Raw genomic sequence first — 22,764 nt, forward strand, 5'->3', positions numbered from 1 at the left:
GCTAGGGCTCGCGGGACGTGACGCCTGTCTCAATGTGGGACGCCCACCCTGTGCGGCATCAGCGCAGGTCGACGGGCTCCCCGGCGGCGGCGCGGGCGAGGGCGTGGCGGGAGGGCTCGCGGTAGAGGGGGTAGAGCTCGCCGACCGTGCGGTCCACCGCGGTCCGGTCGAGCCACGCCGGCCCGCCCAGGTGCTCGCGGCCCTCGGCGGTCAGCGCGACGGGCTGCGTGCCGGGCCGGGGCGGGTCGCCGAGCCCGACGAGGTCGCTGCCGCGCGCGAGCAGGCGCTCGACGCCCCGGGCCCCGATCCGTCCGTACGACATGGTCTCGACCTCGAGCCCCGGGACGATCACCTTCGCGGTCACCGCCGACCCGGCGTCGGCGACGACCGTGAGCACGTCGAACCCGTCGAGGCGCGCCAGCAGGTCGTCGAGCAGCGCGCCGGGCTCGTCGAGGCCCGGGGTGTGCGGGAGGTCGGTGAACGCCACGCGGCCCCGGCGCGCGAGCACGGTGGGCTCGAGCAGCTCGCGCAGCTCGGCGGGCCCGCGACCGATCCAGTCCGCCATCGCCTCGAACGCCCGGCGCTCCTGCGGCGGCACCGGGTGCGCGAGCTCGCGCTCCCAGTACCGCGCGTCGAACAGCGGGCCGACGGTGTCGAGGTCGGCGTGGGCGACGAGCTTGCGCACGCGCGCGGAGCAGAACTCCAGCAGCGCCTTCTGCAGCGCCTCCTCGCGGTCGGGGTGCGCGGCCTCGCCGCACGCGGTGACCGAGATCGGGTGCGGCGCGTCGGCGGGGTCGGTGTCGTAGCCGACGACGTGCAGGTCGGTGACGCCGAACGCCGTCGACGCGAGCTTCGGGACCACCGTGATGCCGGCCTCGGCGAGGTGGTCGAGCAGCCGGCGGGTGTCCGGGTCGGCGACGCCGTCGGTGTCGATGACGATGCCGCGGTCGAGCGCCCGGAACGCGGTGGCGTTGCCGTCGCGCTGCAGCAGCTCGCCCAGGGCGTGCCCGACCGCGCGCTCGGCGGTGTCCCCGGCGCCGCAGCCGTTGGTGATGACCGTGATCAGCCGTTCCTCGGCGGGCTGCCAGTCGAGGTCGACGGGGTAGGCCGCGGCGAACTCGGCGGGGACCAGCACCTCCTCGCCCGTGCGCCACCGCGTCGTCGGGAGCCACCAGCGCGCCGCGTCCGGGTCGTACGCGGTGCCCGCGGGCAGGACGAGGGCGACGGGGTCGACGATCCCGCGGTCGCCGCGGACGGCCCGGAGCTCGGTGTAGGAGCCGCGGACCGGCGCGAGCTCGCGCAGCCGCCGCGCCAGCAGCATCTCCTCGGCGAGCTCGGCGTGGGCCGCGACCCGGGCTCGCCCGGCCGTGAGCCCGTACCCGAACGCCCCGCTGCGCGACCACTCGCCCGCCGGGTCGGCGTGGTCGGCGGCCACCACGGCGACGCCGGTCCGGTCGGCCGACGACAGCTCGACGTCGCCCACCTCGCCCGGGGGCAGCGCCGCGTCGAGGGCGGCGGTGACGTCGTCGAACGACGTGGTCACCGGAGCTCCTCGAGCGGGATCGGCCCCGCCACCGGCTGCGCCGAGAGCAGCCGGTCGTAGAGGGCGAGGACGGTCTTGGTCGAGATGCCCGCGGCGTACTCGAACGGCGTCGCGACGGCGTCGAAGTCGAGCCGCTCGATGACGGCGTACGCGTCGCGGATCTCCTGGTGGGACAACGGGATCTGCGCGTGGTAGGCCTTGTGCGCGGAGAGCCCGACCGGCGCGCCGTCGGCGTCGAAGCTCGCCTTGAGCATGTCGCCGCAGAACAGGATGCCGCGGCGCTCGTCGTGCAGGACGTTGTGGCCGTCGAAGTGCCCGCCGGTGCGATGGGCGACGAGGCCCGGGGCGAACTCGTGGCGGTCGTCGAGGGGCCAGGTGACGCGGAAGGCCTTGGTCCACTCCAGGTCGCGGACCCCGATGCCGAGCACCGGCGGGTCGAGCTCGTCCTGGAGCTGGAACAGCGCCCCGTAGCCGTGCACGTGGCTCGCGCCCAGCGCCGCCAGCCCGCCGCGGCGGCGGATCTCGGCGATCGCGGCGTCCGGGTAGAAGCCCGCGGCCTCCCAGCCGACGAGCCCGCGGTCGGTCTCGATCACCCAGCCGCACGTGCCCAGCCCGACCTGCGGCTCGCACCAGAAGCCGGAGACGCCGGGGGTCACCTCCTCCCAGCGGGCCTCGCGGCCCGCGGCGAGGTCGGCGAACGACCGGAACTCCCAGCCGTCCTCCGGCAGGGCGTTGCGGACGTCGACGCACACCGGGCACTGCGGCGGGACGTCGAACCAGCGCTGCCAGTGCCCGCAGTTCGTGCAGGTCCAGGGGCTCAGGGGCATGCCGCCTCCATCAGCAGGGTGTGCAGGGCGAGGTCGCGCTCGAGCGGGAACGGCCAGGCGGCCTCCCCGCGCACGGCGGCGCCGAACGCGGCGAGCTGGCGGTCGAACGGGCCGGCGTCGGCGTCGAAGGGCACCGGGACGGCCTGGCCCGTGCTCGCGTCGATGCGGGTCAGCGTGCCACCGGCGTCCTGCCCGAGCGTGTTCTCGGCGACGAGCTGCGCGCGGGTGCCGACGACCTCGAGCCGCCGCCGCGGCAGCGGGTCGGCCGTCGAGAAGCTGACGTGGTGTGACAGCAACGTGCCGCTGGGGGTGCGGCCGGCGAGGACGGCGGTGTCGTCGGTGTCGTACGCGTGCACGCTCGTCGCGGTGAGGGCGACGAGGTCGACGACGTCCTCGCCGAGCAGGCGCCCGGTGAGGTCGATGCCGTGCGGGGCCAGGTCGATCATCGCGCCGCCGCCGGCGCGGGCCGGGTCCACACGCCAGTTGTCCCGACCCCCGATGGGCGTGGCCCAGTCCGCGGGCAACCAGCAGCCGTAGACGATGCGCACGGTGGTGACGACGCCGAGCTCTCCCGCCGCGATCATCGACGCCATCACCTCGTGCGCGGGATGGAAGCGCTGGTCGAACGCGGTGCCGGCGAGCAGCCCGCCGGTGGCGGCGACGATCTCCTTCGCCGCCGGCACGTCGTGCGCGAGCGGCTTCTCGCAGAGCACCGGGATCCCGGCGGCGGCGACGGCGGTGACCACCGGGGCGTGCGCGTGGTTCGGGGTCGCCACGTAGACCGCGTCGAGGCCGGGCGCGGCGAGGAGGTCCGCCAGGTCGTCGAACGGGGGCGCTCCGTGGTCCGGCCCCTCGAGGGCGGCCGGGTCGCGGTCGTGGACGCCGACGAGGTGCGCCGCGGGGTCGTCGGCGATGGCGGGCAGGACGTGGTCGCGCGCCACCCACCCCAGCCCGACGACCCCCCAGCCGGTGCTCACCAGCGCACCGGGAGGTCGACGACCAGGCGGCGCGCGGTGGCGTCGGCGGGCAGGGGGTCGGGCCAGCGCTCGGGGAGGTAGGTCTCCGCACGCGGCCCGTACTCCTCGCCCCAGACCTCGTTCGGCCAGCGCCGCGTGCCGTCGGCGTAGAGGGGGTTGGGACGCAGGTCCGCGCCCTCCGGGGGGTCGAGCAGCGCCGGGTCGGCGGGCACGTCGCCGCCGTCGCGGGCCAGCGCCACGGCCTCGGTGTCGCCGAGGTCCCGGGCGTCGGCGGCCCGGGGCAGCCGGCGCTCGAGCGTCGCCGAGGTCAGCTCCTCCTCGGCGTAGGTGGCGGCGCCCGGCAGCAGCGCCGCCCACCCCTCCGGCGGGCGCGGGTGGCCGGGCCGGCCGAGGTTGTGGCAGTGGGCGGCGACCACGGCGCCGCGGTTCCCGGCGTGCTGCGCGGCCGTTGCCAGGACCGCCGCCGGGTCCTCGAGGAAGTAGAGGACGTCGTGCACGGCGACGTAGGTGTCCGTCCGCGGCGGCATTGGCCAGGGACGGGCGAGGTCCGCGCAGACGAGCGTCACGTCGTCCGGCACCAGGAAGCGTCGCGCCAGCCAGAGCTTGGCGAACACGACGTCGACGCCCGTGAGGTCGCGCTCGCCGTGGTCGGCGAGGCGGCGCAGGAGGTGCCCGGCCCCGCAGGCGAGGTCGAGCACCGGGCGCCCGGCCGGCGGGTGGGCCGCCGTCAGCGCGAGGACGGCGAGGCCCGAGGGGTCGTGGTCGCGGTGCAGGAAGTAGTCGCCGACCCGCCCGAGCCCCAGTCCCGCGACGGCCTCGCGCAGCGTCGTGGCCCCGAGCGTCGCGCGCAGCTGCTCGGCGGGCGGCGGGGGCTGGTCCCACCAGTCGTCGTTGTCGGCGAGCAGCACCGCCGCGGCGTCGTCGGGGCGGCCGTCGTCGAGCGCCGCGAGCGCGCCGTCCCGGACCTCCTCGCGACCCGCGCGCAGGTAGGGGATGCCCTCGAGCACCGGCCAGCGCACGGCGCCGTCGTCGAGGCTGTGCGGGGTGTCGGCGCGCAGGGCGGCGCCGTTGCCGGGGCTCACCAGGCTCGCAGCGAACGCCGTGTTCGCTGCTTCTAGGGGCGTGAACTCCCCGTTCGTGGCGCTCACGGCAGCAGCCCCGCCGCGTCGAGCACGGCGTTCTGGTGCTCCTGGACCGGCGAGGCGTGCACGAGCTCGAGGTCGACGAGTGCCGCGCGGGCGGTGAACGCCGCCGCGCGGGCGTGGTGGTGGGTCTGCAGGACGCGGTCGAGGACGTCGGCGGCGTGGAAGGTCGCGCCGAGCGGGGTGTCCGCGTCCGCCCGGGCGCCGAGCAGCCCGCGCACCCGGCCCGCGAGCCCGTCGGGGAGCGTCGCGAGCGCGCGCTCGGTCAGCCGGTCGACGACGCCGTCGAGGTGCTCGCCGAGCAGGGTCTCGCCGGCGAACCCGGCGTCGGGCAGCACGGCGTTGTGCAGGTGGTGGGCGAGCCCGAGCAGGAACGCCTCGCCCCGGTCGGCGCCGTGGTCCTCGGCCAGCAACGCGCCGTAGACGGCCACCGCCCAGCAGTGCTCGCCGTGGTCCTCGGGCGGCTCGACGATCAGCCGGGCCTGCCCCGGCGCCGTCGCCCCCGCGCGGGGCTGGCGGCACAGCGCCCCGACGAACGCCGGCGGCGCCACGTGCCCGGCCTCCGGGGGCGGCGCCGCCTGCAGCCGCTGGAGCGTGGCCGGGTGCACGACGTCCGCGGCGACCTCGTCGATCGCGCGGCGTAGCACGTCGCGGGCCTCGCCGGCGGACAGGCCGGCCTCGTCGAGCACCCGGGCGTCGATCCCGGCGAGGCGTGCGCCGGCGACCGCGGCCGCGGTCTCGGCGTCGGCGACCGCCGTGGGGTCGGCGCCCGAGACGAGCGCCGACCAGGCCCGGACGAACGCCCGCGCCGCCATCGATCCGTCGGCGTCGGCGGTGCGGACACGCTTGAGGTCACCGACCTCCCGGAACAGCCCGGGGACGGCCGCGTACCGCGCGGTCGGCGCGACCACGGCGGTCGTCACGCGGCGCCCGCGCTGATCCAGTCGCGCAGCACGCGCTCCTGCACGTGCAGGGCGTGCTCCGGGCGGCGGCCGTCGCGGGTGGTCGGCGCCTTGAAGAAGTAGCCGAGCTGCTCCTGCGCCCCGCCCTCGCCGCGGCGCTGCGCCTCGACGACCAGGCGCACGAGCTCGAGCACCAGCGGTGCCGCGAGCACGGAGTCGCGGGCCATGAAGTCGACCTTGATCTGCATCCGCTGGCCGAGGAAGCCGGTCAGGTCGATGTTGTCCCAGGCCTCCTTCTCGTCGCCGCGCGGGCGGTAGTAGTCGATGCGCACGACGTGGTCGCCGACCTCGTAGCCGAGGATGTCGTCGAGCACGGAGCCCTTGGTCTGCACCTTCGACGACAGCGAGTCCGGGTCGTCGAGGATCTCGCCGTCGCGGTTGCCGAGGATGTTCGTCGAGTACCAGCCGTCGACGGTGAGCGCGCGCGAACGGAAGGCGGGCGCGAGCACCGTCTTCATCATCGTCTGCCCGGTCTTGCCGTCCTTGCCGGCGACCGGCACGCCGCGCTGCTCGGCGAGCTCCAGCAGCGCGGGCACGTCGGCCGCCGCGCTGGGGGTGAAGTTGACGTACGGGCAGTGCTCGGTGATCGCCGCGTACGCGTAGAGCATGCCCGGGGTGATCGCGCTGTCGTCGACGTCGAGAGCCTTCTCGAAACCCTCCGCGGTGGCCAGCGCGGGCAGGGTGAGGTCGGGCCAGCGCTCGGTGGAGGCCAGGTTGACCACGACGACCGCGTCGAGGTCCTGCTCGGCCTTGAAGCGCCGCAGGTCCTCGGCGATGTGGGTGACGCGGTCGCGCAGGGCGGCCACCGCGACGAGGTTGGTGCCGCGGGCGTTGCGGCAGTACTCGGGGTCGGCGACGGCCGGCCACGGCTCGATGCCCGAGAGCGCCGACCCGACGGCCTCGATCTGGCGGTCGTCGAGCACGCGGTGCACGTGCGCGGCCTTCGCGAGGTCGTCGCCCTGGACGTCCCAGCCGGCGAACACCAGCGAGGTGTAGGGCACCAGACCGGCCACGTCGGCGAGGGGGAGCCCGTCCGTGCCGACCGTGCCCAGCTTCATCATCTCGACGCCACCGACCGCGGTGGTGGCGACCGCGCCACCGAGCCCGACGATCGCCACTCCCGTGCGCCCGTTGTCCGCCACGTGGTCCTCCTCGACCTGTCGTCCGGCCCGGTGTGGACCCCGGCCGACGTACCAACACCACACGGAGCCGAAACCGGCAGCGAGCGACGAGTGGTCGTCACGGCTCGGTGAGCGGCGTCACGGCCGACCCTGACGAAGTCCGGGGTCGGGCACTCGCGACCCCGACCGTTCGTTGCGGGAACGTCGGTGGTGTCGGACCACGACGAGGGAACCAGCACGGATCCGGAGGCGTCATGACCAGCCTGACCAGGCCGCAGGACAACAAGGTGATCGCCGGGGTGTGCGCCGGGCTCGCGGAGCGCTTCGGGATGTCGGCGGGGGTGGTGCGCCTGCTGTTCGTGCTCTCCTGCCTGCTGCCCGGACCCCAGTTCATCATCTACATCGCGCTGTGGGTGATCATGCCGAAACGGTGACCCTCAGGCTGCACTCAGGACTCCACCAGGCGCGGAACGAGATCCGACGAGGACCCTGGGAAGCGACTCATGGGAAGGAGTCGGACATGGAAGGCCTGCTGATCGTCCTCATCGTCCTCGGGCTCCTGGCGCTGATCACGGGTGGCGCGGCCATCCAGTCGGTCCAGCAGTACCAGCGCGGCGTCGTCCTGCGGTTCGGGCGCCTGCTGCCGAACGTCCGCGAGCCGGGGTTGCGGACGATCATCCCGTTCGTCGACCGCATGCGGAAGGTGCCGATCCAGACGACGGTGCTCGACGTCCCGTCGCAAAACGCCATCACGCGCGACAACGTGACGATCGGCGTCGACGCCGTCGTCTACTTCCGCGTGACCGACCCGGTCCGCGCGGTGATCAACGTCGACGACTACCTGCGGGCGACGTCGCAGGTCGCGCAGACCTCGATGAGGTCGGTCATCGGCCGCGCGGATCTGGACACGCTGCTCTCGGACCGCGACGCGATCAACTCCGAGCTCAAGGCCGTCATCGACGCGCCCACCGAGGACTGGGGCGTCAGCATCGACCGCGTCGAGATCAAGGACATCGCGCTGCCCGAGGGCATGCGGCGCTCGATGTCGCGTCAGGCCGAGGCCGAGCGCGACCGCCGCGCCCGCGTGATCTCCGCCGAGGGCGAGCTCGAGGCCTCGGAGAAGCTCACCCTGGCCTCCGAGCGCATGAGTGCCGCGCCCGGCGCGCTGCAGCTTCGCCTGCTGCAGACCGTCAGCGACGTGGCGTCGGACAAGAACTCGACGCTGGTCATGCCGCTGCCGGTGGAGCTGCTGCGGTTCTTCGAGAACGCGACCGGGGCCGCCACGGGCACGGCGAGCCGCCCGGGCACGACCGGGGAGACCGGTCAGCTCGGCAACGGTGCCGACAGCACCACCGATGCCACCACCGATGCGGTGCGCCGCGCGATCGAGGCGGCGTCCGAGCCGGCGGCCCGGGAGGCCGCCGAGCCGGTCACCGCCGACGAGGTGGCCGAGCCGCTCACCAGAGGTGACCGGGCAGATCGCGGGTGAGGTCGGCGAGCTCACCGCGGGTACGCGCGGCGTAGGCCGCGCGTACCCGCTCGTCGAACTCGTCGACGCTCAGGCGTCCGTTGCCCACCGCGCGGTTCAGCCGTTCGACGGTGAGCTCGCGTTCGGTGTCCGAGGCCCTGACGTCCCGCTCCACGCCCCCATCCTCATCCCGGGAGGTCGGGCTGGGCGACCCGACCGAAGCGCGAGTCCGCCGGGTCGGCGAACACGTGCAGGCCGAAGGTCTCGGACAGCTCGCGGCAGAGGGCGACCCCGCGCACGGAGTTGCCGTGCGTGTCGAGGCCCGGTGAGTACACGCCGAAACCGAAGTAGCGCGGCAGGACGCACACGATGTCGCCGGACACCCCGCTCTTGGCCGGGATGCCGACCTCGTTGGCCCACTGCCCGGCGGCGTCGTACATGCCGCACGTCATCATCACGCTGACGATGTCGCGGACGTACTCACGGGGCACGGCCCGCTCGCCGGTCAGCGGGTTGAGCCCGCCGTTGGCGAGGGTGGCGCCCATGACGCTCAGGTCGGCGGCGGTCACCGTGATCGAGCACGCCGACAGGTAGGTCTCGACGACCTCGTCGATGTCGCCGGTGATCATCCCGAGCGAGCGCATGACGTAGCAGAGCCCGAGGTTGCGGTCGTTGCTGCGCAGCTGCGCCCGCAGGATCCGCTGGTCGACGGCGAGCCCGGGGTTGCCCGCGTACGCCCGGTAGCGCTCCAGGATGCGGTCGACCTTCTCGTCGACGTCCTTGCCGTCCACGAGGTTCGCCGCCACCAGCGCGCCGGCGTTGATCATGGGGTTGTACGGCCGGTGGTGGACCTCGTCGAAGGTGATCGAGTTGAACGGGTCGCCCGACGGCTCGACGCCGACGCGGGCGAGCGTCGCCGCCATGCCGTTGTCCTCGAGCGCGAGCCCGTACGTGAACACCTTCGACACCGAGTGCAGCGGGAACGGCACCGTGCAGTCGCCGGCGCGCCACTGCGTCCCGTCCACGTTCGTGCCCGCCAGCCCGAAGAAGTGACGCTGGTCCTCCGGGGCGTCCTCCGGGTAGTAGCTGACGACCTGGTCCTCGCCGAAGTCCCGGTACTCGGCGTGCAGTTCGTCGAGCTGCTTGCGGACGAGCTCTTGTTCTCCGACGGCGACCACGATCACTCATCCTGCCGTGTCATGCCCGGGTCAGGCGAGGCCCTCCGGTCCGGTGCAGGCGCCCGAAGCGGGTCTGGTCCGGGGTGGCGAACATGTGCAGGCCGTAGCGCAGCGACAGCTCCCGGAACACCGCCTGGCCCCGCACCGAGTTGCCGTGGGCGTCCAGGCCGGGCGAGAACGTCGCGAGCCCGAGCCGTCCGGGCATCACGGCGACGATGCCGCCCGAGACGCCGCTCTTGGCCGGGATGCCGACGTCGGTGGCCCACTCGCCGACGGCGTCGTACATCCCGCAGGTCATCATCACGCTGACGACGTCGCGGACGTGGTTGGCGTCGAGCGCCCGCCGCCCGGTCAGCGGGTTGAGGCCGCCGTTGGCGAGCGTCGCACCGACGGTCGAGAGCTCGCAGGTGGTCAGGCGCACCGAGCACATCGACAGGTAGACCCGCAGGTTCTCCTCGATGTCGCCGGTGAGCATGCCCAGCGAGCGCATGAGGTAGCTGATCGCGAGGTTGCGGTCGGCGGCGGCGAGCTGGTCGGCGAGCAGCTCCTGGTCGACCTCGATGTCGGGCGCGCCCGCGAAGGCCCGCATCCGGTCGAGGATCCGCTCGATCTTCTCGTCGGCCGTCTGCCCGTGGACGAGGTAGGCGGCGACGAGCGCGCCGGCGTTGACCATCGGGTTGTGCGGGCGCTGGTGCTCGTCGTCGAAGGTGATCGAGTTGAAGGGGTCGCCGGACGGCTCGACGCCGACGTGGCGCAGGGTCGTCTCGCGGCCGTTGTCCTCGAGCGCGAGCGCGTAGGTCACGACCTTGGAGATCGACTGCAGCGGGAAGCGGAACTCGCAGTCGCCGACCGTCCACTGGGTGCCGTCGACCGCGGTCCCGGCGAGCCCGAAGACGTCCTCCTCGCCCTCGGCGGCCGGCAGCGCGATGGAGACGATGTCGTCCTCGTGCTCGTCGACGTGGTGGTCGTGCAGCTCCTCGAGCTGCTCCTGGACCAGTGCCTCCTCGGCGTCGCTCACCACGGTGCGCATCCTCTCTTCCGTTCGGTGGGTGCGCCCGAGGGGGATCCGGGGGCATGCTCGCCAGGTCGACACCGCCGTCGTCCGAGTCATCCGAGGTCGCCGTGGAACGCCTGCCCGAGCCCCCGCACGGAGCACTGACGGCGCGCGAGCGCGCAGCGCTCGCCCGGCTCGCGGAGCGTGAGGCGGCGGCCGATCCCCGCTTCGCCCGGCGGCTGGGCGGTGGGCGTCCCCGACGCACCGCCGGCGTCGTGCCGTGGCTCGTGGTCGGCGTCCTCGCCGTGGTCGGGGTCGCGCTGCTCGTCGTGCCGGGGGTGTGGGTGCTCGCCGGCGTCGCGACGGCGGTCCTCGTCGTCGTCCCCGTGGCCCTCGTCGCCTGGGCTCTGAAGCAGGGGGACCCGCCACCTCGTATGTGAGTACTTTCCGGGCCTATAGGCCCGGAAAGTACTCACGTGAGCTTGGCGAGCGCCTTCGTGATCCGCTGCTCCGAGACCGGGCCCGGGGTGCCGATCTCCTGGGCGAACAGGCTCACGCGCAGCTCCTGCAGCATCCACGCGACCGCGTCGAAGGCGTCGCGGTCGAAGCTGCGCGGTTCGGCCGCCGCCCGCGCGCGCCGGGCGCGGTACTGGCCCTCGACCCGGTGCGCGGTCGCCATCGCCTCGGCGTCGCGGGCCGGCGCGGTCGGGAGCTTGTCGAGGCGCCGCCGCGCCGCGCGGAGGTAGCGCGCCACGTCGGGCAGGCGCGCCACCGGCGTCCGCGCGACGAACCGGTCGCCGACGAGCACGCGGCTCTGCTCCCGGACGTCGTCGAGCGCGTCGGTGAGCAGGCCGCCGGGGCGGGCGGCGAGCTCGTCGACCGCCAGCGCCACCTGCCCGGCCTCGCCGAGCACCGTCTCGGCGCGGGAGAGGACCTCGGCGGCCGCGGCCGGCAGGCGCGCCGCGACGTGGGCGCGCAGCGTCGCGAACGCCGCCGGGTCCCACGCCGGGCCGCCGCCCGTGGCCACGAGCGCGTCGATCGCGGCGTCCACGCAGTCCTCGGCCAGCGCGTCGACGTCCCGGTAGCCGCCCGCGGTCATCGCCCCGCGCAGCCGCAGCACCGCGCGGTTGTCCAGCGAGCGGACCAGCGAGCGCGCCGGCGACGCGATCGCGAGCCGCAGCAGGCGCCGGGTGCCGGCACGCATGGCGTCGCGGGCCTCGAACGCCGAGTCGAAGACGCGCACGTCGACGGCCCGGCCGGTGTCGACCAGCGCCAGGTGCGCGGTCACCGTGCCGCCGGCGCGCTGCTGCTCGCGGGTGCGGGGCAGCTCGCCGACGCCGTCCGGTCCGTCGAACGACGTGAGCCCGCGGCGCTCGGCCCCGTCGGCGACCGCGGCCACGGCGCGCCGGGTCGCCTCGGCGTGCCGGCGCCGCAGGGCGCCCAGGTCCGGGCCCTCGGCCACCGTGGCCCCGTCGTCGTCGGTCACGCGGAACGTCAGGCGCAGGTGCGCGGGCAGGCTCGCGACGTTCCACGCGTCGACCGGGACGTCGAGCCCCGACAGCCGCTTGACGGCCTCGGACAGCGCCGGCAGCAGCGTCTCGTCCCCGCGCGGGCGGCCGTCGTGGGCGAGGCGCGCCAGCAGCGCCCGCGCGCTGTCGGGAGCGGGCACGAGCGAGCGGCGCAGGTTCTTGGGCAGCGAGCGCACGAGCGCGGTGAGCATCTCCTCGCGCAGCCCCGGCACCTGCCACGCGAGGTCCTCGGCGCGCACCTGCCCGAGCACCGCCAGGGGCACGGTCACGGTGACGCCGTCGGTCTCGGCGCCCGGCTCGTAGGCGTAGGACAGCGGGAGCGTCAGCCCGCCCGAGGTCCAGGTGTCGGGGTACTGCTCGGCGGAGGGCGCCTCGCTCGCGAGCAGGGCCTCGACGTCGAGGTCGAGCAGGTGCGGGTCGCGCCGGGACGCCTTCTGCCACCACCGGTCGAAGTGGCGCACCGAGGCGACGTCGGCGGGCACGCGCGCGTCGTAGAACGCGACGATCGTCTCCTCGTCGACGACCAGCTCGCGGCGCGCCCGGCGCTCCATCTCGGCCACCTGCTCGAGCCGCTCGCGGTTGCGGGTGACGAACGCGTGGCGGGTGTTCCACTCGCCCAGCACGAGCGCGTGCCGGACGAACAGGTCCCGGGCCACCTCGCGGTCGATCCTCGCGTAGTCGACCGTGCGGTCCATCGCCAGCGGCACCCCGAACAGCGAGACCCGCTCGGTGGCGACGGCGGCGCCCCGGCGCTTCGACCAGCGCGGCTCGGAGTGGGTGCGCGTGACGAGGTCGCCCGCGGCCTCCTCGACCCACGCCGGCTCGATGCCCGCGACCGTGCGCGCCCAGAGCCGCGAGGTCTCGACCAGCTCGGCGGCCATGACCATCGTCGGCGGGCGCTTCGCCAGCGTCGACCCGGGCCAGATCGCGAACCGGGCGCCGCGCGAGCCCTCGTACTCGACGAGCGCCCGCCGCCGCGGCTTCCCCGTCCTCGGGTCCGTCGGCGGCTCCTGCGCGAGCCCGATCTGCGAGAGCAGGCCCGTGAGCATCGCCTGGTGCACGCGGTTCGCCAGGTCCTTCGTCATCTCGGGCGACGGCTCGTTGCGCGTGAGCCCGAGCTCGTCGCCGAGCTGGCGCAGCTGCGCCGCGAGGTCCTGCCACTCGCGGATGCGCAGGTGGTTGAGGAACTCCGCCTGGCAGCGCTTGCGGAACTGGTTCGACGACAGCTCGCGACGGCCCGCGCGCACGTGCTCCCACAGGTGCACCCAGGACAGGAAGTCCGAGCGCGGGTCGGTGAAGCGGGCGTGCGCGGCGTCGGCCTCGTCGCTCCTGTCCGCGGGGCGCTCCCGCGGGTCCTGCGCCGAGAGCCCCGCGGCGATGACCGTGACCTCGTGCAGGCAGCCCAGCTCGTCGGCCGCGAGCACCATGCGCGCGATCCGGGGGTCGACGGGCAGGCGCGCGAGCCGCCGGCCCGTCTCCGACAGCCGCGTCGCGTCACCGTTCACGAGCGCGCCCAGCTCGGTGAGCAGCCGGACCCCGTCGCGGACCGCGAGCCGCTCCGGCGGGTCGACGAACGGGAACTCCTCGACGGGCCCGAGCTGGGCTCCGGCCATCTGCAGGATCACCGAGGCGAGGTTCGTCCGCTGGATCTCCGGGTCGGTGAACTCCGGGCGCGCGTCGAAGTCCTCCTCGGCGTACAGGCGGATGCAGATGCCGTCCGCGACGCGCCCGCACCGCCCCGCGCGCTGGGTGGCCGACGCCTGCGAGATCGGCTCGATCGGCAGCCGCTGCACCTTGGTGCGCCGCGAGTAGCGGGAGATCCGCGCGAGGCCCGGGTCGACGACGTAGCGGATGCCGGGCACGGTCAGCGAGGTCTCAGCGACGTTGGTGGCCAGGACGACCCGGCGCCGCCCGCCCGGTGCCGGCTCGAAGACCCGGTGCTGCTCGGCGGACGACAGCCGCGCGTAGAGGGGGAGCACGTCGAGGTCCTCGACGTGGGCCTGCGCCGCGTGCTCGCGCAGCGCGTCGGCGGCGTCGCGGATCTCCCGTTCGCCGGAGAGGAAGACGAGGACGTCGCCCTCCGGCCCCTCGCGGCGGAGCTCGTCGACGGCGTCGACGATGCCCTCGACCTGGTCGCGCTGCTGGGCGGGCGGGTCGCCGGCGGAGTCGTCCACCAGTGGCCGATAGCGGATCTCGACGGGGTAGGTGCGCCCGGAGACCTCGATGACGGGGGCGTCCCCGAAGTGCCGGCTGAAGCGCTCGGGGTCGATCGTCGCCGAGGTGATGATCACCTTGAGGTCGGGGCGGCGCGGCAGGAGCTGGGCGAGGTAGCCGAGCAGGAAGTCGATGTTGAGGCTGCGCTCGTGGGCCTCGTCGATGATCAGCGTGTCGTAGCGGCGCAGCAACCGGTCCTGCTGGATCTCGGCGAGCAGGATGCCGTCGGTCATGAGCTTGACCAGCGTGTCCTCGCTCGCGCGGCTGGTGAACCGGACCTGGTAGCCGACGGTGTCGGTGCCCGTGGTGCCGAGCTCCTCGGCGACGCGCTCGGCGACGGTGCGCGCGGCGATGCGGCGCGGCTGGGTGTGGCCGATGGTGCCGAGCACCCCGCGCCCGAGCTCGAGCGCGATCTTCGGCAGCTGCGTCGTCTTGCCCGAGCCGGTCTCGCCCGCGACGACGACCACCTGGTGCGACTCGAGCGCGGCGCGGATCTCCCCGACCCGCTCGGTGATCGGGAGCGCCTCCGGGTAGGTGACCGCCGGGACCGACGCGCGGCGGCGCGCCAGCCGCTCCTCGGCGGCGGTGACGTCGCCGGCGATCTTCTCCAGCGTGCCCGCCCGCCGGCCGTCGTCGCCGATGCGCCGGGCGCCCGCGATCCGGCGTCGCAGGCGGTGCTCGTCGGCGGGTCCGAGCGCGGCGACGCGGGTCGCGAGGTCGGTCCCGACGTCGCTGCCGACGTCGGACGCGGCTGACACCGTGCGGACTCCTCCTGGCGCGGGGCGGGTGACGGCGCGGGACGCGTGTCCCGGGCCGGTCGTGACATCGGCGGCCGTCGACGGGACACCGGTCACCGGGGCCGGCGGACGGCCCGGCCCACCATTGTCAGCGCACGGGCGGCGCGGGGTGTTCCCGACCTACCTGGTCACTCAACGAAGCGGTCACTAGGCTGTACGAGTGAGTCGCTTGGCCGTGGAGTCGACGGAAAGTAACGTCGTGCCCCGGCGGCAGGGGGTCGTCGTCACCCCGCGTGACGACGGGGTCCAGGAATACGGAGGAGGGGTCGTGGGCGCAGCAGGCGTGACCGGCGGGCCGCCGGACACCGAGCTCGCGGTGCTCGCCGCCGGCGGCGACCAGGCCGCCTTCGCGGAGCTGATGACCCGCCACCGCCCCCGCCTCTACGCGGTGTGCCGGCGCATCACCGCGCACGACCAGGACGCCCAGGAGGCGCTCCAGGAGACGATGATCATCGCCTGGAAGCGGCTCGGGGAGTTCGACGGCCGGTCCGCGGTCGGTACGTGGCTCTACCGCGTCGCCACCAACGCCGCGATCGACGAGGTCCGCCGTCGCAAGCGGGCCCCGGAGCCGGCCGAGGAGCTCGGGGAGCCCACCCCGGTCCGCGCCGCCGACGGCGGGGTCATCGCGCGCATGGACGTCGACCGCGCGCTCGCCGCGCTGCCCCCGCAGTACCGCGCGGTGGTGGTGCTGCGGGAGATCTGCGACCTGTCCTACACCGAGATCGCCGAGCTGCGCGACATCCCCGTCCAGACCGTCAAGTCCCAGCTCTCCCGCGGCCGCCAGGCCCTCGTCGAGCTGCTCACCGACCGGCCGGCGGTCCGCTCGGCATGACAGGTCCGGTCGGTCCCGTCACCTCGCGGCTCATCGCGCTCTGCGCCGGCACCCGGGACCGGCTGCGCACCCCCGAGCTGCGCGAGCGCCTCGACGGGCTCGTGACCCGCCTGTCCGAACCGCGCATCCGCGTCGCGGTCGGCGGGCGGATGAACGCCGGCAAGTCGACGCTCGCCAACGCCCTGCTCCAGGAGCGCCTCGCGGCCACCGGGGCGACGGAGACGACGCGGCTGGTCACCTGGTTCCGCCACAGCCACCAGGCCCGCGTCCGCGTGCACCACCGCGACGGCGCCGAGCGGGTCCTGCCGCTCGCCGCGGCCGGCGGGGTCGGCGCGACCGTCACCGGCGCCGACGCGGCGCAGGTCGGGCACCTCACCGTCGAGACCCCCAACGACGCGCTGACCCGGCACACCCTGATCGACACCCCGGGCATGGACTCGCTGTCGAGGCTGGACCCGGACTCGCTCGCGGCCCTGGGCGACGCCGACGCCGTCGTCTACCTCATGCCCCACCCCGGCGAGCGTGACGCCGAGGCCATCGAGGCCGTGCGCGGCTGGTCCGGGGGCCTGCGGCTGGGTGCGGCGAACATGATCGGTGTCCTGTCGCGCATCGACACGCTCTCCGACGACGACGACCCGTGGCCGGCCGCGCGCCGCGTCGCCGACCGCTACGCCCGCGAGCTGCGCGCCGTGCTCTCCGACGTCGTCCCCGTCGCCGGGCTGCTCGCCGAGACCGCGCGCGGCCCCGACTTCTCCGAGTCCGACGCCCGCGCCCTGCGCACCCTCGCCGGGGCCGATCGCGGCGGCGTCGTCCGCAAGCTGCGCACGGTCCAGCGGTTCCGCGCCTGGGACGACGCGCCGGTCCCCGGCGACGACCGCGAGCGCCTCCTCGAGCTGCTCGGCCTGCACGGCGTCCGGGTCGCCCTCGAGCTGCTCGACGAGGGCCGGCGCGCGACGCCCGCCCTGCTCGAGGGACTCGCGCAGCGCTCGGGGGTCGCCGAGCTGATCGAGCGCATCGACACCGTCTTCGTCGCCGGCGCCGACCGGCTGCGCGCCAGCGCCGGCATCGCCGCGCTGGAGCACCTCGGGTGGGACGCCGTCGACGAGGTCGACCGGCGCGCCCTGCTCGCGCTCCAGTCCGAGCTCGACCGGCTGCGGCTCGAGCCCGCGCTGCGCCAGGTCGATCTCGCGTCGGCGCTGGTCGACCTCGAGGCCGGCCGGATGCGCCTCGGCGACGAGGACACCGCACGGCTGCGCGACCTCGCCACCGGCGCCGACGACGCCCACCGCCTCGGGCTCGGCGCCGGCGCCGACCCCGCCGCGATCGCCGCCGCGGCCGCCGCGCAGATCCCGCACTGGCGCCGCCTCGAGGCCCGCCCGTCGCGGGTGCTGGCGCGCCACGTCCGTACCGCGCGGGAGCTGTGCGAGCACATGCTCTTCGCCGAGCGGGCCGCAGTGGACGACGCGCCGAGCTGGCAGGCTCGGACGCCGACCCGGTGACCGTCCTGTCGGGCAGCGCGAGCGGAGGGGAGGTCACGGTGGGGGTGCCGTCGGGGGTGCCGCCCCGCGCCGGTCCGCCGCGGACCGTCCTCGGGCCGTACGTGGTGCAGGACGTCGTCCACCGCGGGCGGTCCGGCGAGGTGCTGCGCGCCCACGACACCGCCCACGACCGTGTCGTCGCCCTCAAGCTGCTCGCCGCCGAGGACGCCGACCGGGAGTACCGCGCCCGCTTCGACCGCTCCTGCGGCATCGCCCGCACGCTGCGCGAGCCGCACGTCCTGCCGGTGCTCGACTTCGGCGAGACCGGCGGGCGGCTGTTCGTCGCGACGCCGCTGCTCGCCGGCCCGGACCTCGGCGCGGTGCTCCGGCGCGACGAGGTGCTGGACCCGTCGCGCGCGGTGGCCGTCGTCGAGCAGGTCGCGCGGGCCCTGGCCGCCGCGCACGCGCGGGGGCTGGCCCACCGCAACGTCAAGCCCGCCAACCTCGTGTTCACCGACCCGGGCGCCACCGAGCTGCGCGTCGGCGACTTCGGGCTGGTCCCGCGCAACGGGCTCTCGCTCGACCACACCGCGCCCGAGCGCTTCCGCGGCGGCGCCACCGACCACCGCGAGGACGTCTACGCCCTGGGCTGCGTGCTCTACACGTGCCTCACCGGCGCCCGGCCCTACCCCGGGCGCAGCCTGCCCGAGCGCATGCGCGGCCACCTCGAGGGCCCGATCCCGCGGCCCTCGGAGCAGCGCCCGGGCGTGCCGGCGGCGTTCGACGCGGTCGTCGCGGGCGCGCTGGCGAAGACCCCGGGCGACCGGACGCCGACCGTCGGCACCCTCGCCGCGGCGGCCCGCGCGGCGCTCGCGTAGCGCGCCGCGGGAAGAAAACCGGCAGACCCCGGAACATCCGGGCCCGCTCGCGCCGTCACAGACCCGAACGGCCCGCGACCCCGCGGGCCCCGCCCCGCGGGAGCGACGATGAGCGGCACGACCGACACGGCCGGCGAGACCTACCTCAGCGCCGACGGCGGCGTCTACGACGCGAACGGCACCATGATCGGCACGTACGAGACCGACGCGGCCGGCAACGTCGACCTCGTCACCACCGACACCGACGGCGACGGCCGGCTCGACACCTCGGTCGCCGACACCGACCACGACGGCACCTTCGAGACCGGCATCGTCGACACCGACGCCGACGGCTACTACGACACGATGGTGCTCGACACGGACGGCGACGGGGACTACGACACCGCCGCGGTCGACACCGACGGCGACGGCCAGGCCGACACCACGGCCCACGACCCGAACGGCTTCTGATCGTGACCGACCACCTCGGCGCGACGGCCGAGACACCCGCGACCCCCGCGACCCCCGCGACCATCGGGGCCGAGCGGGCGGCCCTGGTCGAGCTCTGCATCGACCTCGCCGACCGCCTCGACACGGCGGGACCGGGCCTGCGGGCCCGGGTGCACCGGGGTCTCGCCGACGTCGGGGTGGTCGCGGTCGAACCGGACGGCCTGCCCTTCGACGGCACGGAGCACGACGCCGTCGACCGAGAGCTGACCGACGACCCCGCCCGCGACCGCACGGTCGCGAGCACCGAACGTGCCGGCTACCTCGACCGGGGCCGGCTCCTGCGGCGGCCCGAGGTCGTCGTCTACGCCCTGACGCCCGGAGCCACCCGATGAGCACCGCCGCCGCCTCCGCCGCCTCCGCCTCTGCCACCGCTGCCGCCGACGAGCGCCGGCCCCACCCGATGGCCGACGAGGTCCTCGCGCTGGTCGCCGCCGTGCGGACGGTGGCGGTGGAGGACGACGAGGCGGGCGCGGCCGAGGGCCTCGACGTCGACGTCACCCGGGTGCGGCGGGGCAGCGCGGCCGTCGTGGTCGTCGGGGAGAAGAAGCGCGGCAAGAGCTCGCTGATCAACGCGCTGGTCGGGCGCCCGGGCCTGCTGCCCGTCGACGCCGACGTCGCCACCTGCGTGCACGTCGTCGTCTCGTACGGGCCCGACGGCGCGACGGTCGTCGAGGGCGGCGGGCCCACCGGGCGCGAGGTGCCGCTCGACGCGGTCGCCGAGTACGCCGCGCTCGACCCGGGCGCCCGCGTCCCCGAGCACGAGGACGTCAGCCAGGTGCAGGTCCGCGTCCCCGCCCCGCTGCTCGCCGGCGGGCTGGAGCTGATCGACACCCCCGGGGTGGGCGGGCTGGTCGCCGGCCACGCGGCCCTGACGCTCGCGACCCTCGACCGCGCCGATGCCCTGGTGTTCGTCCTCGACGGGTCGAGCGAGATCACCGCCTCGGAGCTCGCGTTCCTCGAGCGCGCCACCGAGCGCATCGCCACCGTCGTGTTCGCGCTGACCAAGATCGACCAGTTCCCGGCGTGGGAGCAGGTGCGGGCCCGCGACGTCGAGCTGATCGCCGCCCACGCCCCGCGCTACGCCGACGCGCCGTGGTTCGGGGTGTCGAGCCGTGCGGCCGCCGACGCGATCGCCGCCGAGGCCGACGGCGAGCCCGAGGAGGCCGCGCAGGAGCGGGCCGCGAGCGGGATCGTGCCGCTCGCCGAGCACCTCGCGGGCCTCGCCGAGGGCGCCGACGGGCTGCGCCTGGCGAACCTGCTGCACCAGGCGTCGGTGCTGGTCAAGCGGCTGTCGGCGCTGCAGGTGCGGCGGGCGATGTCGCTGTCGCTCTCCCCGGAGTTCGCCGAGCTGGTCAAGCGCGAGAAGGAGGCGCTGACCGCGCTGCAGGGCCAGAACGCGACGTGGCGCCAGACGCTCTCGGAGCGTTCGGTGCGCCTCGAGCAGCGCATGCGCACCGAGCTCGCGCGTCGCCTCGAGGACCTGCGCAAGCAGGTCGGCGACAGCATCGCCACGGGCTCGTCGAAGATCTTCGACGAGGTCGCCACCGACCTGCCGCCGCGGGCGCAGGCGCTGTGGATCGAGCTCGACACGCTGCTGCGCCGCGAGCTCACCGCCCTCGGCGAGGCGCTGCTCGCCGACCTCGAGGGCGTCGAGGTGGACCTCGCCGGCGTCGTCCCCGACGCCCCGGAGCGCCTCGCCCAGCTGCCCGAGGCCGCCCGCGGCCAGGGCAGCACGAGCTTCGCCGAGCAGGGGATCATGGCCGCGGGCCTCGGGATGGGGCTCGGGCACCTCGTGGCCCTCGTCGTCGCGCCGCCCGTGGGCATCCTCGCCGGGCTCGGCGCCGTCGGGTTCTTCTCCTGGCGGCGCTGGAGCAAGGAGCGGGGCGCCCGGAGCCGCGAGGACGCCCGCCGCTACCTCGGCGAGGTCACCACGCGCCTCAACAACGAGATCCCGCCGGTGGTCGCGCAGGCCGTCCACGGCGCCCGCGACGTGCTGGGCCGCCAGATCATTGCCGCGCTGGCCGCCGAGAAGGACCGCCTGACCGCGAGCCTCGCCGAGCACGAGAAGAACCTGGCCAGCGAGAAGAGCGCGCTGGCCCGGCGCAAGGCCGATGTGGACGCGAAGCTGAAGCGCCGCAACGAGCTGAGGGAGACCGCCGAGCAGCTGGCCCGGCGGCTGCCCGCCCACCGATCCACCGAGGAGGAGTCGTCGTGACCGCGTCCCATCCGGCCGGGGGGCCCGACGCCGCCTGGCTCGACATGTCCCGCTACCCCGACACCGACCCGGACACCGTCCTCTCCGGCGACGAGCAGGGCCTGCTGACCTCGGCGCTCGCCGTCGACGACGGCGCGCTGCCCGACGTCGTGTGGGAGCACATGCTCGCCGTGGTGACGGGCGAGGCCGGTGACGACCCGACCGCCGACGACCCCGCCGACGACCGCGCCGACCCCGCCGACGACCCCGCCGACGACCCTGCCGCCTGGTCCGCCGAGCCCGCGCTCGACGAGCACGGCCACGACGAGCACGGCCACGACGAGCACGGCCACGACGAGCACGGCCACGACGACCCGGGCGCCCACGACACCCTCGACGCGCACGAGGGCTGGGACGACGGCGCCGGGGACGGCGGCGCGGTGTGACCGACTGGCACCTCGCGATCGACTTCGGGACCTCGTTCACGACCACCGCCACGCTGGCCGGCGGGCGCGCGGAGGTCCTGGAGATCGACGGGTCGAAGTACGTGCCCTCGCTGGTCTGCGTCGACGACGACGGCACGGTCCTCACCGGCCGCGACGCGGTCAACGAGGCGGCGATGGCGCCCGACCGCACCGAGCGGGTGCCCAAGCGTGCGCTCGTCGCGTCCGAGCAGGTGCTGCTGGGCACGCGCACGGTCGGCACCGTTGAGCTCGTCGCGGCCGTGCTGGCCCGGGTCGCGGGCGAGGCCGGCCGGCGCTTCTCCGGCAGCCGCCCGACCCGCGTCGTCCTGACCCACCCCGCTCGCTGGCAGGCCGGCGGCACCGAGCTGCGCCGCCTCGCCGAGGCCGCCGAGCGGGCGGGTCTGGGCGAGCCCGACCTCGTCGCCGAGCCCGTCGCCGCCGCCCACCACTACGTCCGCACCGGCTCCGGCGACCAGGCCGTGCCCGACGGCGGCATGATCGGGGTCTACGACTTCGGCGGCGGCACCTTCGACACCGCCGTCCTGCGCCGCCGCCGCGACGGCTTCGAGCTCGCCGGCTCGCCGGGCGGCGACGTCGCGCTGGGCGGCGAGGACCTCGACGCCGCGTTCATGGAGATCCTCGCCGAGCACGCCGAGGCCCTCGACCCCGACACGTGGAACGATCTCTGGGAGGCCGAGGGCCGCGTCGCCGAGCGCCACCGCACGCTGCTGCGCCGCGACGTCACCCAGGCCAAGGAGGCCCTGTCGCGCCTGCCCGCGGTGAACCTGTGGGTCCCGGGCTACGACGACGAGATCCGCGTGACGCGCCGCGAGTACGAGAAGGCCGTCGAGCCGCTGCTCGCCCGCAGCGTCGCCGAGCTGGCGGACACCGTCGCGCGCGCCGGCACCACGCCCGGCGCGCTCGTCGACGTCTACCTCACCGGCGGCACGAGCCGGACGCCCCGCATCAGCACCCTGCTCGCCGACCTCCTCGGGCACGTGCCCGGCATGCGCGACGACCCCAAGGCCGTCGTCGTGCTCGGGGCGCTGTCGACCGTGCCCGGGTCGGTGAGCGCCACCCGGCAGGTCCGCGTGCCCCCGCGCGCCCGTCGGGCCGGCCCGCCCGCGGCACCTCCGGCCGGACCCACACCGCCGCTGACGCCGGCGGGGTTCGCGCCTCCGCCCGCCCCCGAGGGTGCGACCGAGACCGTGGCGCGCACGCCGCGTCGCCCCGAGCGGAGCCCGGAGCCGCGCGGGGGCCGGCACCACGCGCCGGCCCCGCCCCCCGACGACGGGGGACCCCGCGAGACGGCCGACCGGCTGGCCCGAAAGATCGCCGCGATCGCGGAGGCGGCGGGGGTGTCCGACCTGGTGGGGGCCATGGCCCCGACGGTGCGGTCGGGCGACGGGGTGGAGGCGCTGCGCCGCCCGCTCGTCGTCGCTCTCGAGGGTGTGGGTACGGCGATCGGGACCCGGCACTCCCCGTTCCCGGGGCTGCCGCCCGCGGTCGCGCTGCAGGTGCTGCGCGAGGGCCGCGCGGAGCTGGGGACGCTGGGCCGGTGCCTCACCCGTCTCGACGAGGTGGCCCAGCGTGTGGATGCGCTGTGAGGTCCGATCGCGCCGGGTGAGGGGGCCCGTCGAGGGGTAAGCGGGGCACGACCACCACGAAGGGATCCCC

The 22,764-nt window shown here is 75.4% G+C and carries 21 protein-coding genes; 11 read left to right on the plus strand and 10 right to left on the minus strand.

Annotated elements, in window-relative coordinates; genetic code table 11:
• Positions 1-58 precede the first annotated feature (58 nt).
• Genes ACYX4T_RS21440 through ACYX4T_RS21465 form a run of 6 tightly spaced genes read right to left on the minus strand, consistent with a single transcriptional unit; the run spans position 59 to position 6,593 of the window.
• Entirely contained in the window at positions 59-1,543 is a 1,485-nt protein-coding gene (locus ACYX4T_RS21440) for a YcaO-like family protein (RefSeq protein ID WP_476011284.1), read from the minus strand.
• Positions 1,540-2,370, minus strand: coding sequence for an MBL fold metallo-hydrolase (locus ACYX4T_RS21445; protein WP_476011285.1), 831 nt, complete (start codon positions 2,368-2,370; stop codon positions 1,540-1,542). The genes ACYX4T_RS21440 and ACYX4T_RS21445 overlap by 4 nt, the downstream gene beginning before the upstream one ends.
• A complete protein-coding gene (locus tag ACYX4T_RS21450; protein WP_476011286.1) occupies positions 2,361-3,347 on the minus strand; it encodes a Gfo/Idh/MocA family protein in 987 nt (328 codons plus the stop codon). Before ACYX4T_RS21450 ends, ACYX4T_RS21445 begins: the two co-directional genes overlap by 10 nt.
• On the minus strand, positions 3,344-4,495 hold the full coding sequence (locus ACYX4T_RS21455; protein ID WP_476011287.1) for a class I SAM-dependent methyltransferase: 1,152 nt from the start codon (positions 4,493-4,495) through the stop codon (positions 3,344-3,346). The genes ACYX4T_RS21450 and ACYX4T_RS21455 overlap by 4 nt, the downstream gene beginning before the upstream one ends.
• On the minus strand, positions 4,492-5,412 hold the full coding sequence (locus ACYX4T_RS21460; protein ID WP_476011288.1) for an HD domain-containing protein: 921 nt from the start codon (positions 5,410-5,412) through the stop codon (positions 4,492-4,494). Before ACYX4T_RS21460 ends, ACYX4T_RS21455 begins: the two co-directional genes overlap by 4 nt.
• Positions 5,409-6,593, minus strand: a complete 1,185-nt coding sequence (locus ACYX4T_RS21465) for an inositol-3-phosphate synthase (protein WP_476011289.1) — start codon at positions 6,591-6,593, stop codon at positions 5,409-5,411. Before ACYX4T_RS21465 ends, ACYX4T_RS21460 begins: the two co-directional genes overlap by 4 nt.
• Positions 6,594-6,826: 233 nt before the next feature.
• Between ACYX4T_RS21465 and ACYX4T_RS21470 the strand changes: the two genes are divergently transcribed.
• A complete protein-coding gene (locus tag ACYX4T_RS21470) occupies positions 6,827-7,006 on the plus strand; it encodes a PspC domain-containing protein (protein ID WP_476011290.1) in 180 nt (59 codons plus the stop codon).
• 86 nt (positions 7,007-7,092) lie between these two features.
• Entirely contained in the window at positions 7,093-8,061 is a 969-nt protein-coding gene (locus ACYX4T_RS21475) for a slipin family protein (protein WP_476011291.1), read from the plus strand.
• Here ACYX4T_RS21475 and ACYX4T_RS21480 read toward each other — a convergent pair.
• Genes ACYX4T_RS21480 through glsA (ACYX4T_RS21490) form a run of 3 tightly spaced genes read right to left on the minus strand, consistent with a single transcriptional unit; the run spans position 8,030 to position 10,248 of the window.
• Positions 8,030-8,215 (minus strand): DUF1707 SHOCT-like domain-containing protein, encoded by a 186-nt coding sequence (locus ACYX4T_RS21480; protein WP_476011292.1) that lies wholly within the window; start codon positions 8,213-8,215, stop codon positions 8,030-8,032. The two genes, ACYX4T_RS21475 and ACYX4T_RS21480, sit on opposite strands and share 32 nt — an antisense overlap.
• A gap of 10 nt (positions 8,216-8,225) precedes the next feature.
• Positions 8,226-9,218: a glutaminase A gene (gene glsA, locus ACYX4T_RS21485; protein WP_476011293.1), complete on the minus strand. Its 993-nt coding sequence runs from the start codon at positions 9,216-9,218 to the stop codon at positions 8,226-8,228.
• Positions 9,219-9,237: 19 nt separating this feature from the next.
• Entirely contained in the window at positions 9,238-10,248 is a 1,011-nt protein-coding gene (gene glsA, locus ACYX4T_RS21490; RefSeq protein WP_476011294.1) for a glutaminase A, read from the minus strand.
• A 92-nt stretch (positions 10,249-10,340) separates the two neighbouring features.
• Between glsA (ACYX4T_RS21490) and ACYX4T_RS21495 the strand changes: the two genes are divergently transcribed.
• Positions 10,341-10,652 (plus strand): DUF3040 domain-containing protein, encoded by a 312-nt coding sequence (locus ACYX4T_RS21495; protein ID WP_476011295.1) that lies wholly within the window; start codon positions 10,341-10,343, stop codon positions 10,650-10,652.
• Positions 10,653-10,684: 32 nt separating this feature from the next.
• Here the strand turns inward: ACYX4T_RS21495 and hrpA are convergent, their stop codons facing one another.
• Positions 10,685-14,713, minus strand: coding sequence for an ATP-dependent RNA helicase HrpA (hrpA, locus tag ACYX4T_RS21500; protein WP_476011296.1), 4,029 nt, complete (start codon positions 14,711-14,713; stop codon positions 10,685-10,687).
• Between the two features lie 307 nt (positions 14,714-15,020).
• Between hrpA and ACYX4T_RS21505 the strand changes: the two genes are divergently transcribed.
• From ACYX4T_RS21505 to ACYX4T_RS21540, 8 genes are all read left to right on the plus strand, one after another.
• Positions 15,021-15,584 carry an RNA polymerase sigma factor gene (locus tag ACYX4T_RS21505; protein WP_476011297.1) on the plus strand — a complete coding sequence of 188 codons (564 nt, stop codon included), beginning with the start codon at positions 15,021-15,023 and terminating at the stop codon, positions 15,582-15,584.
• The gene (locus ACYX4T_RS21510) at positions 15,581-17,083 is read left to right on the plus strand and encodes a dynamin family protein (RefSeq protein ID WP_476011298.1); all 1,503 of its coding nucleotides are present in this window, start codon (positions 15,581-15,583) and stop codon (positions 17,081-17,083) included. Before ACYX4T_RS21505 ends, ACYX4T_RS21510 begins: the two co-directional genes overlap by 4 nt.
• A complete protein-coding gene (locus tag ACYX4T_RS21515) occupies positions 17,080-17,940 on the plus strand; it encodes a serine/threonine-protein kinase (RefSeq protein ID WP_476011299.1) in 861 nt (286 codons plus the stop codon). The genes ACYX4T_RS21510 and ACYX4T_RS21515 overlap by 4 nt, the downstream gene beginning before the upstream one ends.
• Positions 17,941-18,048: 108 nt before the next feature.
• Entirely contained in the window at positions 18,049-18,390 is a 342-nt protein-coding gene (locus ACYX4T_RS21520; RefSeq protein WP_476011300.1) for a hypothetical protein, read from the plus strand.
• Between the two features lie 2 nt (positions 18,391-18,392).
• The gene (gene grpE, locus ACYX4T_RS21525) at positions 18,393-18,761 is read left to right on the plus strand and encodes a nucleotide exchange factor GrpE (protein ID WP_476011301.1); all 369 of its coding nucleotides are present in this window, start codon (positions 18,393-18,395) and stop codon (positions 18,759-18,761) included.
• On the plus strand, positions 18,758-20,644 hold the full coding sequence (locus ACYX4T_RS21530) for a dynamin family protein (protein ID WP_476011302.1): 1,887 nt from the start codon (positions 18,758-18,760) through the stop codon (positions 20,642-20,644). Before grpE ends, ACYX4T_RS21530 begins: the two co-directional genes overlap by 4 nt.
• Entirely contained in the window at positions 20,641-21,069 is a 429-nt protein-coding gene (locus ACYX4T_RS21535) for a hypothetical protein (RefSeq protein WP_476011303.1), read from the plus strand. Before ACYX4T_RS21530 ends, ACYX4T_RS21535 begins: the two co-directional genes overlap by 4 nt.
• Positions 21,066-22,694, plus strand: a complete 1,629-nt coding sequence (locus ACYX4T_RS21540; RefSeq protein WP_476011304.1) for an Hsp70 family protein — start codon at positions 21,066-21,068, stop codon at positions 22,692-22,694. The genes ACYX4T_RS21535 and ACYX4T_RS21540 overlap by 4 nt, the downstream gene beginning before the upstream one ends.
• Positions 22,695-22,764: the final 70 nt, after the last annotated feature.

The organism is Actinomycetospora sp. ABD4_176, from assembly GCF_056311855.1.